A 16,487-nucleotide genomic window follows, 5' to 3' on the forward strand; every position below is an offset into this window, starting at 1 on the left:
AGCGAAGCACGCCCCTGCCGCGCAACTCCCGGTAAAATAGCGGGTTGTCATTCATTCCGGCTGTCCGCCCAATTCCCGTGTTCAGTTCCCTCTATCCGCTGGCCCGCGCATCCCTGTTCAAAATGGATGCGGAAGATGCTCACCACCTCACGCTGCGCGCGCTCGGCGCGGCCGGCCGCACGGGCCTCGCCTGCGCGCTGTCGGCCCGCGTGCCCGACGCGCCGCGCACCGTGATGGGGCTCACGTTCCGCAACCCGGTCGGCCTCGCGGCCGGCCTCGACAAGGACGGCGCGGCCATCGACGGCCTCGCGGCGCTTGGCTTCGGCTTCATCGAGGTCGGCACGGTCACGCCGCGCGCCCAGCCCGGCAACCCGCGCCCGCGGATGTTCCGCCTGCCGCAGGCCGAGGCGCTGATCAACCGGATGGGCTTCAACAACCACGGCGTCGACCAGTTCGTGAAGAACGTCCAGGCCGCCCGTTATCGCGGCATCCTGGGCCTGAACATCGGCAAGAACGCCGACACGCCGATCGAGCGCGCCGCCGAGGACTACCTGTACTGTCTCGAGCGCGTGTACCCGTTCGCGAGCTACGTGACGATCAACATCTCGTCGCCGAACACGAAGAACCTGCGCCAGCTGCAAGGCGCCGGCGAACTCGACGCCCTGCTCGCCGCGCTGAAGGACAAGCAGCAACGCCTCGCCGACCTGCATGGCAAACTCGTGCCGCTCGCGCTGAAGATCGCGCCCGATCTCGACGACGAACAGGTCAAGGAAATCGGCGACACGCTGCTGCGCCACAAGATCGAAGCGGTCATCGCCACCAACACGACGCTGTCGCGCGCGGCCGTCCAGGGCCTGCCGCATGCGGACGAAGCCGGCGGCCTGTCGGGCCGCCCGGTGTTCGACGCGTCGAACGAAGTGATCCGCAAGCTGCACGCCGAAGTCGGCAACGACGTGCCGATCATCGGCGTCGGCGGCATTTTCTCGGGCGAGGACGCCCGCGCGAAGCTCGCAGCCGGCGCGGCGCTCGTCCAGCTTTACACCGGCTTCATTTACCGCGGCCCGGCGCTCGTGTCCGAGTGCGTGAAGGCGATCGCCCGCGAACGCACCGCGTAATATAGACATAAACAAACTGTATTTAATGGTCGATAGCGTTTTTGCTATCATCAGCCCCATTATCAGAATCATTGACCCGGACCGGGCAAGGACACACAAGATGAAATTTTCGCTGCTGAAGAAGCTGCTGGTTGCCGGCCTGATCGGCACGTCGTTCGCCGCCGCGACCGCGCATGCGGCCGACCTCCTCGACCAGGTCAAACAGCGCGGCACGCTGCGCGTCGGCCTCGAAGGCACGTTCCCGCCGTTCAACTCGAAGAACCCGCAAGGCGAACTCGTCGGCTTCGACGTCGACATCGCGAAAGCCGTCGCGGCGAAGCTCGGCGTGAAGGCCGAATTCGTGACGACCGAATGGAGCGGCATCATCGCCGGCCTGCAAGCCGGCAAGTTCGACGTGATCGCCAACCAGGTCGGCATCACCGACAAGCGCAAGGAAACGCTCGACTTCTCGCCGGCGTACACGTTCTCGTCCGCGCAACTGATCCAGCGCAAGGACGACACGCGCGAATTCAAGTCGCTGGACGACCTGAAGGGCAAGAAGCTCGGCGTCGCGCTCGGCACGAACTACATGGACATGGCGAAGTCGGTGCCCGGCATCGACGTGAAGACGTACCCGGGTGCGCCCGAGTACCTGCGCGATCTCGCGGCCGGCCGCCTCGACGCAGCGCTCAACGACCGCCTGATGCTCGCGTACCTGACGAAGAACTCGCAGCTGCCGCTGCGCCCGGGTGCGAACGTCGGCTCGGCGAACCCGTCGGGCATTCCGTTCAAGAAGGGCAACCCGAAGTTCCAGAAGGCGATCGACGACGCGATGGCGCAACTCGAGGCCGACGGCACGTTCACGAAGATCTCGGACAAGTGGTTCGGCATCGACGTGACCAAACCGATCAAGTAAGCACGCCTGCATTTCCCGCCTGACGGCGGGGCGGAAAGGGCGGCATCCGTTACGATGCCGCCCTTTGTTTTATTCGTCCGGTTTATGATTGCGCTTTCGCGCACGCATTCGATTCGCATTCCATGTCGACAACGTCCCTGCTCGTCCAATCGCTGCCGGTGCTCGCCCAGGGCGCCGTACTGACCGTCAAGTTCGCCGTGCTGTCGATGGTGTTCGGCCTGTTTGGCGCCGTCGTGCTCGCGATGATGGGCATCCGGCAAAGCGAAGCACTCGACGGCTTCGAACGCGTCTGGGTCAACGCGCTCGCGTGGCTCGCACGCGCGTACGTGAGCCTGATGCGCGGCACGCCGCTGCTCGTGCAGATCTTCGTCATCTACTACGGGCTGCCGAGCCTCGGCATCTCGCTCGACCCGACGCCGGCCGGCGTCATCGCGCTGTCCGCGAACGTCGCGGCTTACATGTCCGAAAGCATGCGCGGCGCCATCAACGGAATCGCGCGCGGCCAATGGCTCGCCGCGTACAGCCTCGGGCTGTCGTGGGGGCAGACGCTACGCTACGTGATCGGCCCGCAGGCGCTGCGCATCGCGGTGCCGAGCCTGTCGAACAGCCTGATCAGCCTGATCAAGGACACGTCGCTCGTATCCGTGATCACCGTGACCGAACTGCTGCGCAGCGCGCAGGAAGTCATCGCGGCGACCTATCAACCGCTGCCGCTCTATCTCGCCGCCGCGGCCGTGTACTGGATCCTGTGCCAGATCCTCGAATGGGTGCAGCGCTGGTACGAGAAGCGCCTGTCGCTGCCGTCGCGACACTGAGCGCACGCGATTCCGCCGGGCCGCGCACGCGCGCCCGGCGCCCCGTTTTTCCCGCCTATTCGCCCGAATAACGCACGCCGAGTGCGGCGCGCGCCGCATCGGTCATCGCGATCATCTGTCGCGAATGGTCGTGCGTCATGATCGGGCTTTCCGTCTTGCCCGCGCGCAGCAGGTCGCAGAAGTGCGCGGTCTCGTAGTTCAACCCGCCGCCGTCGACCGGTGCGTCGAGTTCGACGGTACGCCCGTCCGCGTAGCGGATCGTCGCGCGAGCGGGGTTCCACCACTTCTCGTGGATCGTCACATGGCCGCCGGCCGCGGCGATCAGCGCGTCGCCGCGCCCCATCACATCGAGCCCGCAAAAGAGCTGGGCGATCCCGCCGTTCGCATGCGCGCTGTTCAGGCTTGCGAACACGTCGACGCCCGTCGCGCCGACGCGGCCGAGCGTCTGCACGTCGAGCGCCGCGCCAAGCCAGTCGACCGCGAGAAACGCCTCGTAGATCCCGATATCGAGCAGCGCGCCGCCCGCGCGGTCGAGGCGATAGACGGAATGGTCGTCCGGCACCGACGACGATGCGCATCCCGCACGCACGAGCCGGATCTCGCCGATCGGATCGTTATGGAGATGCGCCCGCAATTGACGGTACAGCGGAAAGAACGGCGGCTTCATCGCCTCCATGAACAGCAATCCGGCATCGCGTGCCGCCTGCAGCACGGTGTCGAGTTGCGCCGCGTTCAGCGTCGCGGGTTTTTCGCACAGCACGGCCTTGCCGGCGGCCAGTGCGGCCAGCGTGTACTGCGCGTGACTGTCATGGAGTGTCGCGATATAAACCGCGTCGATATCGCTCGCGAGGAGCGCCTCGAGGCTCGCGGCAGGCGTGCCGCCGCAAGTGCCGCAAAAGGCTGCCGCAGCGTCGGCGCGGCGGGCCCAGGCACCGGCGAGCGTGGCACCGGGCACGTGCGGGAGGCTTTGCGCGAAGCGGCGCGCAATGCTGCCCGCGCCGACGATGCCGAAGCGCACCGGGCGTTGGTCGTTGTCGTTCATCCTGATCTTCCGTGTCGGTCGTATGACGGTGACCGGCACGCTGCCGGTCGGCCGTCATGATAAACGGCTCGCCAGCACTCGGATGAGCGACACGAACAACGTCAGGCACGCACCGGGACGTCGACGGAGAAATCGCGCGAGATTTCGTCGGCGCTGAAATCGATCAGCGCGAGCGAAGCCGCTTCGGCTTCGCGCGGATCGCGCCGCTCGATCGCGTCAACCACACGCGCATGCGCCTTCACCGCAATCTCGTGCGCCCCCTCCTTCTGCACCACGCGCGGATTCACGAGACGCACCGCACCGCGCACGATCGCCGCCATCTGCTGGAAGAACTGATTGCCGCTTGCCTGCACGATCCGCGTATGCAGCAACTCGTCCGCCGTGTCGTAGCCGGGATCACCCGGCTGCAGCACCTTGAACGCATCGAACGCTTCGCGAATGCCCGCGATGTCGGCTGCCGTCGCACGCACCGCCGCCTGCGCGGTCGCACGTGGTTCGATCAGCATCCGGAATTCGATGACGTCGCGCATGAACTGCGGATCCGGTTTTGCCCGAAATCGCCAGCTCACGACGTCTTCGTCGATCATGCGCCAGTCGCGCATCGGCCGCACACGCGTGCCGACTTTCGGCCGCACGTCCAGCATGTCGCGCGCAAGCAACATCGACAATGCTTCTCGCATCACCGTACGACTCACATCGAACTCTTTCGACAGCACGTCCTGCGGCGGCAAGATGCCGCCGTACTTGTCTTCAACGATACCCGAGACAAGCCCATCCATCACTTTGGCGACCAGTGACCGGTCTTTGCCCTGCTCCATGACACCTCCCCGTGCGTCGATTTGCGAACACCTGCTCCGCAGTTCCGCCGGCCCTGGTTACTACTGTTCTTATGATCTATAAGTTGATGAGTTCGAGGATATTTCGCTATCTGGTAAACACCTGACAGGGTTATCCCTCTTTTTGACGGGGTGATTTATACGTCTAAAAAAAAGACCCGGAAAGCGCGCCGCGCCTGCCGGATCCCGATTTCCACAAGATTTAAACATTCAATCCATTACGGTCGACAACGTGCCGCTACGGACTGCTTGCCATTTCTTTCAATTAGCCGAATAAACGATCGTTTCAACGCCGTTTTCCGTGCCGAGCAAGCACAGATTCGCGCCGCGCTGGGCGAACAGGCCGACCGTCACGACGCCCGGCCATGCATTCACCTGCGCTTCGAAGCCGCGCGGATCGGCGATCTGCAGCCCCTTCACGTCGATGATCTCGTTGCCGTTGTCGGTGATGTACGGTGCGCCGTCTTTCGTCACGCGCAGCACGGGCACGCCGCCGAGCGCCGTCACGCGCCGGCCGATCGCCGTACGCGCCATCGGCACGACCTCGATCGGCAGCGGGAACGCGCCGAGCACCGGCACGCGCTTGCTGGCGTCCGCGATGCAGACGAACGTGTCGGCCACCGACGCGACGATCTTCTCGCGCGTCAGCGCACCGCCGCCGCCCTTGATCATCGCGCCGCTCGCGTCGATCTCGTCGGCGCCGTCGACGTACACCTGCAGCGAGTCGACCTCGTTCAGATCGAATACCTTGATGCCGTGCGATTTCAGGCGCTCGGTCGTGGCAACGGAACTCGACACGGCGCCGCGATAGCGCGACTTGACGACGGCAAGCGCGTCGATGAAGCAGTTGGCGGTCGAGCCGGTGCCGACGCCGATCACGGCGCCTTCCGGCACGTTCTGGATCACGTAGTCGGCGGCGGCCTGGCCGACGAGGCGTTTGAGTTCGTCTTGAGTCATGGAGTGGTCGTGCTGCGGGATTACGGAAAACCGCCAGTTTACCGGACTCGGATGACGGCCCGGGTTTTTCGGCGCGTGACGCGCCCGCGTATTCAGGGTGCGCCTGCCGCGGGCGCGTTGTCCGACGGTTGCGCGCCGGGAAAGTATTTGTCGAGCAACGCCTGCACGATTGCATCGGATTCGGCATCCGGGTTGCCTGCATAGTCCGACGGCCGGAAATGCATCTGGAACGCCGCGAACACGCGCCGCGTGCGTGCGTCGAGCACGCCGTCGGTCGGCACGTCGTAGCCGTAGCGCGCGAGCTTGAGCTGCAGTTCGCGTACATCGACGGGCGCATGCGGATCGCGGCCGCCAAGCCGCGCGGCCACCGCCGCCTCGTCCGGCCACGCACCAACGCCGGCCTGCGCGAGCGCACGCCACGGAAACAACGGCCCCGGATCGATCTTGCGTTGCGGTGCGATGTCGCTGTGCCCGACCACGCGCGTCGGCGGGATTCCGTAGCGCGCGACGATGTCCTTCGACAGGTCGATCAATGCGTGGACCTGTTCGGGCGGATACGGCTGCCAGGTACGATTCTGCGGATCGAGCGGGCCGCGGTTCACGTTCTCGATGCCGATCGACACCGCGTTCAGCTCCGTCGCGCCCTGCCACTCGCTCACGCCTGCGTGCCACGCGCGCTGCGCTTCAGGAACGAGCTGGTAGACGACGGGCATCCCGTGTTCGGTGCGCGGCTGCGGCGGGACGACGTAATGCACGCTGACCGAATCACCCGTCAGCGTACGCAGCGACTTCGCCTCGTCGCTTTCGGTGTAGTGCATCACAAGAAAGCGAACCCGCGAATCGGCGCCGCGCGCATGCAGGCTCGTGTCGGCGTAGTACGTGCCGCGTTCGACGAGCGACGGCGACGTGCAGGCCGCCAGCAGGCACAACACGGCGCAGCACGCGCCAACACGAAACAGGGGCATCGGTCACGGGTTCCGGAGAGGCGCGTGCCGCACCGCATCACGGCACGCGTCGTTCGGGTCATTCGAGGCCCGCGCGGATCGCGCGGGACTTAGCTGGCCTCAGCCCTTCACGCGCCGCTGGCGCACGGCCTCGTACAGGCACACGCCGCTGGCGACCGACACGTTCAGGCTTTCCACGCTGCCGGCCATCGGGATGCTCATCACTTCGTCGCAGGTATCGCGCGTGAGCCGGCGCATGCCTTCGCCTTCGGCGCCCATCACGAGCGCGACGGGGCCGTCGAGCTTGGTTTCGTAGAGGGTCGCCGACGCCTCGTCCGACGTACCGATGATCCACACGCCGGCTTCCTTCAGCTCGCGCAACGCGCGGGCGAGGTTCGTCACCGTGATGTACGGCACGGTATCGGCCGCGCCGCTTGCCACTTTGGCGGCCGTCGCGTTCAGGCCGACTGCACGGTCGCGCGGTGCGATCACCGCATGCGCGCCCGCCGAATCGGCGACACGCAGGCACGCGCCGAGGTTGTGCGGATCGGTGACGCCGTCGAGCACGAGCAGCAGCGCCGGGCCGTGGATGCCGTCGAGCAGCTCCGACAGGTTCTGCGCGAGCGGCATGTCCTCGACACGCGCGACGACGCCCTGGTGGCGCTCGGTGTGGGCAAGGCCCCACAGGCGCGTTTCGTCGGCTGCAATCAACCGCACGCCCGCTTCCTTCGCGGTGTGCAGGAAGTCCTGCATGCGGCGGTCGCGGCGCGTCTGGTCGTACAGCACCTCCGCAACCGTCGATGCATCGTGCCGCAAACGTGCGGTCACCGCATGAAAACCGTAAAGAACCTTCAGACGTGACATGACTGGAACAACCTTCGATCAAACGTGCGGTCGCGCAACGCGCGCAACCGCGATCCATGGAAAAGGAAAGCGCCGCGCTGCCGGCCGATGACCGGTGACGCGGCGTCTCTCGATACTGCAGGGCGTGCGCGTGCGCCGCCCCGAACGCTCAATACTTCTTGCGGGCGCGAGTCTTCTTCGCGGTCGGCTTCGCGGGCGCACCGCCCCCGGCCTTCTTCTTCGCGGCGCCACGCGCGGCGCGCGCTTCCTGCACCGCGACGCTCGGCGCGCTCGCCGCTTTCTTGCGACGCGGCGCCGACTCTTCCGACGACGGCGGCAGCGCGCGCACGCGCGGGCCGTTGCCGTTGCCGTTGCGATCGGCACCGCCGGCAGCCGGCGCGGGCGACGGACGCGGCGCCTTCACCGGCGTATCGCGCACGAGGCGGAAGTCGATCTTGCGCGCGTCGAGATCGACGCGGCTCACCTGGACGCGCACGCGATCCGACAGACGATAGCGAATGCCCGTCCGTTCACCGCGCAGCTCGTTCTTGATCTCGTCGTACTGGAAGTAGTCCGAGCCGAGTTCCGTGACGTGCACGAGCCCTTCGATGAACAGCGTGTCGAGCTGCACGAAGATGCCGAACGACGTGACGCCGTTCACCATCCCGCCGTACTCCTCGCCGAGCTTGTCACGCATGAAGTAGCACTTGAGCCATGCCTCGACGTCGCGCGACGCTTCGTCCGCACGACGCTCGTTCGCCGAGCAGTGCAGGCCGAGCTCTTCCCAGATCGCCGTGTTCGAGCGCGAGCGGCCGCGCGATTCGTCGTCGGCCTGCTGCATGGCGCGCGCACGCGGCGACAGCGCGGTGTTCAGCTCGAAGCCGTCCGGCGCCTTCGGCGTGTACTTCTTGCCGGACAGGATCGCGTAGATCGCACGGTGCGTGAGCAGGTCGGGATAACGGCGGATCGGGCTCGTGAAGTGCGCGTACGCCTCGTAGGCGAGACCGAAGTGGCCGATGTTGTCCGGGCTGTAGACGGCCTGCTGCATCGAGCGCAGCAGCATCGGCTGCAGCATCTGCGCATCGGGCCGGTCGCGGATCTGCGCCATCAGCGCCGCGTAGTCGCTCGCATGCGGCTTGTCGCCGCCGCCGAGCGACAGGCCCATGCCGCGCAGGAATGCGCGCAGGTTCTCGAGCTTCTCCGGCGTCGGCCCCGCGTGCACGCGGTACAGGCCCGGATGCTTGTTGCGCTTCAGGAAATCGGCCGCGCAGACGTTCGCGGCCAGCATGCACTCCTCGATCAGCTTGTGCGCGTCGTTGCGCTGACGCGGCACGATCTGCTCGATCTTGCCCTGCGAGTTGCAGACGATGTAGGTCTCGGTCGTGTCGAAGTCGATCGCCCCGCGCTTCTGACGGGCGGCGAACAGCGACTTGTAGACGCCGTACAGATCCTGCAGGTGCGGCAACAGGTCCGCGCGGCGCGCGGCCTCCGGGCCCTTCGTGTTCGACAGCACGGCCGCGACTTCGGTGTACGTGAGACGTGCAGCCGAATGGATCACGGCCGGGTAGAACTGGTACGCCTTGATCTCGCCGCGCGCGGTGATCACCATGTCGCACGCGAGCACGCAGCGGTCGACGTGCGGATTCAGCGAGCACAGGCCGTTCGACAGCTTCTCCGGCAGCATCGGGATCACGCGACGCGGGAAATACACCGACGTGCTGCGTTCGAGCGCGTCGGCATCGAGGCCCGTGCCCGGCTGTACGTAGTGCGACACGTCCGCGATCGCGACGATCAGCCGGTAGCCGTCGCCACGGCCGACCTTGACCGGCTCGCAGTAGACGGCGTCGTCGAAGTCGCGGGCGTCCTCGCCGTCGATCGTCACGAGCGGCACGTCGCGCAGGTCGACGCGGAAGCGCAGGTCGGTCGGCCGCACCTTGTCGGGCAGCGCGGCGGCTTCGTCGAGCGCCGGCTGGCTGAATTCGTGCGGCACGCCGTACTTGCGCACCGCGATTTCGATTTCCATGCCCGGATCGTCGATGTCGCCGAGCACTTCGACGACACGGCCGAGCGGCTGCGAATGACGGCTCGGGAAATCGGTCAGCTCGACGACGACGACCTGCCCGACCTTCGCCTTCTTCACGTTCTGCGTGATCAGGATGTCGTGGCCGATGCGCTTGTCTTCCGGCGCGACGATCAGCGCACCGTTCTCGTTGAGCAGGCGGCCGATCACGCGCTTGTTCGCGCGTTCGGTGACTTCGACGACATGCCCTTCCGGGCGGCCGCGGCGGTCGTAGCCGACGATTCGCGCGAGCACGCGATCGTTGTGCATCACCTTTTGCATTTCGCCGTTCGGCAGGAACAGGTCGTCCTGGCCGTCGTCGCGGATCACGAACCCGTAACCGTCGCGATGCCCCTGCACGCGCCCGGCGACGAAGTTCGACGGATGGGTCAACTGATAATGGCCGCGCTTGTCGAGGCGGATCTGGCCGTCGCGCTCCATCGCGGCGACACGCCGGAAGAACCCCTCGCGCTCCTGACGCTTGATCGACAGGGCTTCGGCGATGTCGTTGGCAGCCAGCGACGCGTCGCTCGTCCGCAGCACGCCGAGAATTTCTTCACGGCTCGGAATGGGGTACGGATATTTGCTCAAGGGTTTGTCGATGATTGTTCTCGTTGCGTTGACTGATGGTGCACGGCATCAACATAGAGGTGTCCGTCAGACAGTTCTATATTGACGGCGGCGGGTCATTCTATCACCCGCCTGTGTCGCCAAATGACGGGGAATGCCGCGAGCAGGCGCGACGGCAGCCGGTTTGCGATGCATCGCAAAAAAGTGTTGACACGAATAATTGGGGCGCTATAATTTCGCTTCTTTGCAGCAAGCAGCTCACTGCAAAACGTGCCCAGGTGGCGGAATTGGTAGACGCACTAGGTTCAGGTCCTAGCGGTGGCAACATCGTGGAGGTTCGAGTCCTCTCCTGGGCACCATCTGTTTTTAAAAAGGTCGGCTTCTAGCCGGCCTTTTTTCATTTCAAGCCCAGGAAGCAAAGCGCCTGCGCGCTTTGCGTGAGGACTCGAAAGGCTGCGCTTGCAAGCGCAGCCGGGGTCGCGCATGTGTGACCGAGTCCTCTCCCGGGCACCATCTGTTTTTAAAAAGGTCGGCTTCCAGCCGGCCTTTTTCTTTTTCTGGCCTGGAAAGCACAATGCCCGGGCGCCTTGCACGCCCGGGCTGACATCTGCCCCCCATTCTCCGCAAGCACATCGCTTCCGGCACGACGGAAGCTGCATCACAGCATCCGCTTCAGCACACCGTTCTTCGACACGAAATGATGCTTGAGCGCCGCACCCGCATGTGCCGCCACCAGCAAGGCCAGCGTATAGCAGCCGATCCGGTGGAGTACGAACCAGTGTTCGGTCACCGGCCCCGCGCTGAACGGCGTTTTCACGTAAACGATCCCGAACAGCCAGTAACCGTCCGGCACCATCACGAACCCGCTGAACAGGACGAACGCGACGAGCACGTAAATCAGCGCGTGCACCAGATGCGCGATCGCGCGCTGCCCCTGCGGAACCGACTCGACGTCGGGAGGCGTCCGGCGGAAGAACGACCATACGTACCGCAGCGGAAACAATACGATCAGGCAGCTCGCGAGCGACATGTTGAGCGTCGACACGACGCGCCAGAGACCCTGATCGGTGATGAAGTGCAGCGCGAAGCCGGCCGCCATCGTGTACAGGATCACGACCGCGAAGATCCAGTGCAGCGCGCGGGAGAAGCGATCGTATCGGCCGTCGGCTGACGACGTTCGCTGCGTATGTATCGGGTAAGCCGCCTGCATGATTCATCCTTTATCGGTTGTCGGTTCATGGTTGCCATGGATAAGTGGATGAAATTATCGAGGTCGAATCCGGTGCCGATAATCAATCTCAAGGATTTCAAAATATCCGGCGCGACAACGCACCGCCCTGCCGCCCGGCATCAACGCATCTCGATCAGGAATGTCATCACGCTGTCGCCGGAACCCGCCGTTACGCGCTCACCGTACTGGTAGTACTGCGCGACGAAGGGCAACGTGGTCGCCCCGACATTCGCGTCGCCGAGGCTGTGCCACGCGTTCAGCATCACGGGCACATCGTCTTTCAGCACGCGAATCCCGACACCTTGCGCCGCGTCGTCGCCTTGCAACTTCAGTATGTCCGTGGTGCCCGGCACGGTCTCGCCGAGCAACTGGATCGACAGCGGCGTCGGCCGCGGATCGCCGTACGGGCTGCACGTCAGGTCGATCACGAATTCGCGCGACGCACGAGCCGCGCCGGGACCGTCGAACGCAATCGCGGGCACGGCCCCGAGTGGAACAACGAGATGCTTCGAGTCGGTATTGACCGTGCATGCGACGCCGCGCACGTAGCTGCTCGTGACGTGCTTGCGCACGACGTTGTGGTCGGGATCGCCGATCGCAGCCGACGCGTCGACGCTCAGCGCCTGGCCCTGCAGGAAGCCGGGCGTCACCGGCCCGGTCTTGACGAGTTCCATGTCGATCACGTACTCACGCGCGCTGCCGTCGCCCGGGTGCACACCGAGCAGGCCGTCGGTATTGCCGCCGAGATTTTCGCCATCGCGCGTCACGCGCAGCGCAAGCCCGGGCAGGTTGGTTGCCCACAGGTTCATGCCCGGCAGCGCGCCGAACTCGCTCGAATACCGCAGATTGCGCGGCTCGGCATCGTTCTGCCCGTTCCGCGAGCAGGTGACGGTCAGCGTGAACCGGGTCGACTCGACGACGCCGCCGACCTCGACGAGGTCGGCGGCCATCGGGCCGAATTCGATCGGATTGAAATCCTCGGGCGCGCTCAGGCAGGTGGCGAACGCGGGCGCCGCGCCGAACGTCAGCGCGGCAAGCGCGGCCCAGCGGCACAGGCGGGCCGCAAATCGGAAAGTCACAGGTTTCATGATCGGGATGAGGGCGAGGAAGAGGCGTCGGCCCGAAGCGCGGGATGCGTACGCGAGCAGACGACGTCGAGTTCGGGAAAATGGCGATGCGCGGTCGATTCGCCCATGTCGTACGACAGCCCGCAACGCTCGTCCGGGCGCACTCCCCAGCGCACGAGCAGGTCGCCGGCACGCTCGACGCCGGTGACGAAGCCCTGGCCGTTCGGGCCCACCATGCCGACTTCCTTGCCGTCCGTGGTCAGCACGGCGGCGCCGAACGGCACCGGCTTGCCCATGTCGTCGGCCACGTCGAGCATCAGGCGTCCTGCCTCGACTTCGAACGGCGCCAGCACGACCGCCCCGCGGGTCGGCACGACGTGCACGATCGCGTTGCGAATCTCGAGCTGGCGATCGAGTTCAGCCGTGCGTAGTGCGACGCGGTTCTGTCGGTACGGCACGACATGCGGCACGACCGCGTAACCCGCGCGGTCGGTGCGTACGCCGGCATGCGCGATCACGCCCACGTTGGCCGCGCCCTCGCTGCGCACGAGCGCGACGGTTTCGCCGAGCGGCTGCGACAGCGTGACGCCGCCGCCATGCACGAGCACGCCGCCCGCCGCGCCGACGGACGTCTGCGAACCGCTGCGCGTCTGGTTGTGAGTGGCCGCGAACTGACCGGTCGGCGCGCGATAGTTCAGGTTCACCGCGCCGCCCACGCCGTTCGCCGAACGATCGGCGTCGACGCCATAACTCAGGCGATCGTCGGCCAGCAGTGTGCCGAACACGCCCGCGCGCTGCTCGGTGCCAGCCGTGCCGGCGATCAGCGTCGCGCTGCCGTACGCCCGCGCCGCCGCACGCCGGCCACCCATCGGAATCGAGAGGTTCAGCGACACCTGCCGGCTGCTCGTGCCGCGGGCGCGCGATTCGTTGCTCAGGTTCACGTTGTACGACACGCGCGAAACACTGCCCGCGTAGCCGAGCTGCACCAGCCGGTCCTCCCCGGCGCCGTCGCGGTACGTACGCCGGCTCGCGCTGACGTACAGCGAACCCGCCCGCCCGAGGTTCTGCGATACGCTCAGATCGCCGCGACTGCGCTTGCCGGCGCGATATGCCCAGTTGTCGACCGACGCCGCGTAATGCACCGCAATGTCGGACAGGCTGCGATAGCCGGCCGAATAATAATGGTGCGCGGCACGCAGTTCCGTGCCGGTCGACGCGAACGCCTTCGCGAACATCACGCGCGCCGCGCTGCCGGCCCCCGCCCGCCCCTTGTGGTCACGATGGCGCGCATGCACGAGATCGACTGAAACCGCACCGACCCGCGGCATGTTGCGCGCCACACCGGCCGCCAGTGCCGCATACCCGCTCGCGAACGTCGCGCCGCCGTAGACCGTGATCTCGCCCGGCAAGCCGTAGGCGGCACTCGCCGACGTGAACCATTGCGGCCGGTCGGAATCGGCGCGCAGGCGCCCCGCGGCCGCGCGATAGGACCACGCGTTCTGGCGCAGCAACGTTGGAATGCTCGCCGACGACTGGATGAAGCTACGCGCTTGTCCGTCCGCCTCGACGATCGTCACGTCGAGATCCGCGTTCGATGCGACCGCGTACAGGTCGTCGATCTCGAACGGGCCCGGCGGCACGTAATTGCTGTAGATCAGATAGCCGTTCTGGCGGATCTCGACCTTCGCATGACTTTGCGCGATGCCGCGCACGACGGGTGCGTAGCCGCGCTGGCTGTCCGGCTGCATTGTGTCGTCGGACGCGAGCTGCACGCCCTGGAACGCCACGCTGTCGAACACGATATCGGACGTGAAACTGTCGCCGAGCGTCACGCGGCTGCGCCACGCGGGAATGTCGCGCTCCAGATAGGTAATCGCAAACTGCGTCTGCAACCCCGACGCGTTGCGGTTCACCATCGCGCTGCCGCGCAGCCGCCATGCGCCGAGGTTCAGCCCCGCACGCACGCTGCCGTAGGCTTCGGTCGCCTGGCCGGACGGCAGGTCACCGTAACGCCGCTGCGCGGCGTTGACGCGGTAGTCGAAACGCATCGCGTCGATGCCTTCGTCCCATCGCGACGGATCGACCGAGCCGCGCGGCACGCGCTTCATTTTCGCCTGCGGCACCGTCAGCGAAAGCGTCTGGCGATCCGGGTCCACCGTGACGGTCGCGTCCGGCATCGCGTTGCGCGGGTCGACGCATATCGCTGCGCGATCGTTTGCGCCATCGTTCGCGCCAGCTTCGGCAAGCAGCGGAAACGCCGCCACGTTCACACCGAACGTATCAAGTTGCGCGGCGCTCACGCAGGGCCGTACCGGCTCGCCGCGGACATCGCGCTCGAAACGGACGTCATGCGGGCCGTACGATTCGCCATTCACCGTCACCTCGACCGGATGCACGCCGGGCAGCAGCACGTTCGCTTCGGAGAACACGTCGAGATCCACGTCCGCCTGCGTGTTGCCGAACGCGAGGAACGCGGGATTGAATGCCGTCTGCGCGTGCGCGGTCCCGCCGCCCGCGATCGGCAAGCCGAACGCGGCGGTCGAGGCGAGCGCGAGCACGCATCGGCGCAGCAGGTGAAGGCGTCGTGTCATGAACGAAGGCGCGGCCGCGCCGGACGAGCGCGGGCCACGTGTATGAAGTCGGGGTAATCGAAAGGATCGGAAACTGCAGTGTGCGAAGCGGCCGTCGGCACGCTTCGCACGCCGCGTCGCGTCAGGCGTCGTCGGCCGGCATCGTCACCGTGACGGGCGGCGTCACGGCGCCGTAATCGTTGATCGTGCTGAACGTCAGCGCACCTGGCTGCGTCGCCATCGCCCGGATCGTGCGCAGCGGGTAGGTCGTCGTTTGCAGCGGCGGCGCCATCTCGAGATCGACGTCCTCGAAGGCGCCGGCGTCCACGCCGATCTTCGCGAACGTGACGTGATAAGGCGTCGGATTGTGCACCGACAGCAGCGCGCCGTCGCCCGACGGCACGATGCGCCACGTCAGCGCCGCATGCGCGTCGGCGGCCGAACCGGTCAACCCCTGCGGCCGGTAGAACGCCTTGAGGCGCGTCTGGATCGCGATCTGCAGCACGTTCTCCTGCTTCGGCGCGGCCGGGATCTCCTTCACGTTCAGCCACAGCATCGATTCGCGGTCGGCCGGCAGCGCATGCTTGACGCGCATCACGCGCAACAGGTTTTCCTTGCCGGGATCGAGCCGCGACAGCGGCGGCGTGACGAAGAACGGCGCCTTCGCGCTGCCTTCCCCCTGCCCGCCATCGATCCATGCCTGCACGACATACGGCTGGCCGTCCGTGTTCTTCACGGGCACGACGGCCTCGCGCCTGTCCTCGTGCAGGATCACGCGCGTCGCGCCGACCACGATGCCCGCGAACGCGCCGTGGGTCACGCACAGGCCGAGCACGCACGCGAGCACGCGGTGCACGAATCGAGTCGTCATCGGTCGATCCCCTGCGCTCAACGGTAGTGCAGCGTGAACGACGCCGTGCCGTTCGCCTCGCCCGCCTCGGTCTGGTCGGAAGTCGAGACGTAGTTCGCGGCGAAGTTCAGCACGTTGCTGCCCGGCGTCAGCTGGAGCGTGTCGGTCTCGCTGTTGATGCCGATCGGCTCGCCGTCGTCGTGCATCAACTGGATGCCGACGCCTTTCGCGTCGTCCGTGCCGCCGCTGCCGATCGCGAGCAGCGTCGGATCGTCGCCGTGCGCCATGCCTTCGAACTGCGCGCGCACGCCGCTCAACTGGTCGTCGCACGCGCTCAGCGCGATCTGGAACGGCACGCGACGGCTCTCCCGGCCCGCCGCGGCAAGCTGGTCGACACCGATCGCACCGAGCGGCACCTGGATATTGCTGTTGTCGATCTGGCAGGTCGTCGCGACGATCTTGCCGTGGAAGTTGATCGTGCCGTCCGCCGCCAGCGCGGACGTCGAACCGAATGCCGCCATCAGCGCGGCAAACACGAGATGCTTTTGGTACTGTTTCATCGAATGCCTGGAAAGAAAGGTGAGGATGTCCGTTGCCAGTCCGTGACAGCGGAACAGCGAACCCGTCGAGTTCGCAGGCATTATTCCGGCCGCGCCGCGGCGGCCAAACAAATCTGGAAGAATCCTCAATGCG

Annotated in this window: 14 protein-coding genes and 1 tRNA gene; 4 read left to right on the forward strand and 11 right to left on the reverse strand. The window is 66.2% G+C overall.

Annotation, left to right across the window (positions count from 1 at the left end; translation table 11 throughout):
• Positions 1 to 77 precede the first annotated feature (77 nt).
• The 3 genes from HWX87_RS17055 to HWX87_RS17065 all read left to right on the forward strand — a co-directional run bounded on the left by HWX87_RS17055 (position 78) and on the right by HWX87_RS17065 (position 2,825).
• Positions 78 to 1,115, forward strand: a complete 1,038-nt coding sequence (locus tag HWX87_RS17055) for a quinone-dependent dihydroorotate dehydrogenase (protein WP_059234588.1) — start codon at positions 78 to 80, stop codon at positions 1,113 to 1,115.
• 100 nt (positions 1,116 to 1,215) lie between these two features.
• Positions 1,216 to 2,010, forward strand: coding sequence for a cystine ABC transporter substrate-binding protein (locus HWX87_RS17060; RefSeq protein WP_176048202.1), 795 nt, complete (start codon positions 1,216 to 1,218; stop codon positions 2,008 to 2,010).
• A 122-nt stretch (positions 2,011 to 2,132) separates the two neighbouring features.
• Positions 2,133 to 2,825: an amino acid ABC transporter permease gene (locus HWX87_RS17065; protein WP_176048203.1), complete on the forward strand. Its 693-nt coding sequence runs from the start codon at positions 2,133 to 2,135 to the stop codon at positions 2,823 to 2,825.
• A gap of 55 nt (positions 2,826 to 2,880) precedes the next feature.
• Here HWX87_RS17065 and HWX87_RS17070 read toward each other — a convergent pair whose 3' ends face one another.
• The 6 genes from HWX87_RS17070 to rnr all read right to left on the reverse strand — a co-directional run bounded on the left by HWX87_RS17070 (position 2,881) and on the right by rnr (position 10,097).
• Positions 2,881 to 3,867: a Gfo/Idh/MocA family oxidoreductase gene (locus HWX87_RS17070; RefSeq protein ID WP_176048204.1), complete on the reverse strand. Its 987-nt coding sequence runs from the start codon at positions 3,865 to 3,867 to the stop codon at positions 2,881 to 2,883.
• 101 nt (positions 3,868 to 3,968) lie between these two features.
• Positions 3,969 to 4,685 carry an FCD domain-containing protein gene (locus HWX87_RS17075; protein ID WP_175961523.1) on the reverse strand — a complete coding sequence of 239 codons (717 nt, stop codon included), beginning with the start codon at positions 4,683 to 4,685 and terminating at the stop codon, positions 3,969 to 3,971.
• 279 nt (positions 4,686 to 4,964) lie between these two features.
• Entirely contained in the window at positions 4,965 to 5,660 is a 696-nt protein-coding gene (rpiA, locus tag HWX87_RS17080) for a ribose-5-phosphate isomerase RpiA (RefSeq protein ID WP_176048205.1), read from the reverse strand.
• A gap of 92 nt (positions 5,661 to 5,752) precedes the next feature.
• Positions 5,753 to 6,625 carry an N-acetylmuramoyl-L-alanine amidase gene (locus HWX87_RS17085; protein ID WP_176048206.1) on the reverse strand — a complete coding sequence of 291 codons (873 nt, stop codon included), beginning with the start codon at positions 6,623 to 6,625 and terminating at the stop codon, positions 5,753 to 5,755.
• A gap of 99 nt (positions 6,626 to 6,724) precedes the next feature.
• On the reverse strand, positions 6,725 to 7,468 hold the full coding sequence (rlmB, locus tag HWX87_RS17090; protein WP_176048207.1) for a 23S rRNA (guanosine(2251)-2'-O)-methyltransferase RlmB: 744 nt from the start codon (positions 7,466 to 7,468) through the stop codon (positions 6,725 to 6,727).
• Positions 7,469 to 7,616: 148 nt separating this feature from the next.
• Entirely contained in the window at positions 7,617 to 10,097 is a 2,481-nt protein-coding gene (gene rnr / locus HWX87_RS17095; RefSeq protein ID WP_176048208.1) for a ribonuclease R, read from the reverse strand.
• A gap of 251 nt (positions 10,098 to 10,348) precedes the next feature.
• On the opposite strand from rnr, the gene HWX87_RS17100 reads away from it, so the two are divergent.
• Positions 10,349 to 10,435: transfer RNA gene (locus tag HWX87_RS17100), tRNA-Leu, on the forward strand.
• A 299-nt stretch (positions 10,436 to 10,734) separates the two neighbouring features.
• On the opposite strand, the gene HWX87_RS17105 is transcribed toward HWX87_RS17100, so the two are convergent.
• The 5 genes from HWX87_RS17105 to HWX87_RS17125 form a co-directional block, all read right to left on the reverse strand.
• On the reverse strand, positions 10,735 to 11,286 hold the full coding sequence (locus HWX87_RS17105) for a cytochrome b/b6 domain-containing protein (RefSeq protein WP_176048209.1): 552 nt from the start codon (positions 11,284 to 11,286) through the stop codon (positions 10,735 to 10,737).
• 140 nt (positions 11,287 to 11,426) lie between these two features.
• Positions 11,427 to 12,386, reverse strand: coding sequence for a fimbrial protein (locus HWX87_RS17110; RefSeq protein WP_176048210.1), 960 nt, complete (start codon positions 12,384 to 12,386; stop codon positions 11,427 to 11,429).
• A 5-nt stretch (positions 12,387 to 12,391) separates the two neighbouring features.
• Complete coding sequence (locus tag HWX87_RS17115) at positions 12,392 to 14,965, reverse strand: fimbria/pilus outer membrane usher protein (protein WP_176048211.1); 2,574 nt, start codon at positions 14,963 to 14,965, stop codon at positions 12,392 to 12,394.
• A gap of 121 nt (positions 14,966 to 15,086) precedes the next feature.
• Complete coding sequence (locus HWX87_RS17120; RefSeq protein ID WP_176048212.1) at positions 15,087 to 15,815, reverse strand: molecular chaperone; 729 nt, start codon at positions 15,813 to 15,815, stop codon at positions 15,087 to 15,089.
• Between the two features lie 17 nt (positions 15,816 to 15,832).
• Entirely contained in the window at positions 15,833 to 16,354 is a 522-nt protein-coding gene (locus HWX87_RS17125) for a fimbrial protein (RefSeq protein WP_176048213.1), read from the reverse strand.
• Positions 16,355 to 16,487: the final 133 nt, after the last annotated feature.

Source organism: Burkholderia sp. BCC1644 (genome assembly GCF_902833225.1).
Lineage (GTDB): Bacteria > Pseudomonadota > Gammaproteobacteria > Burkholderiales > Burkholderiaceae > Burkholderia.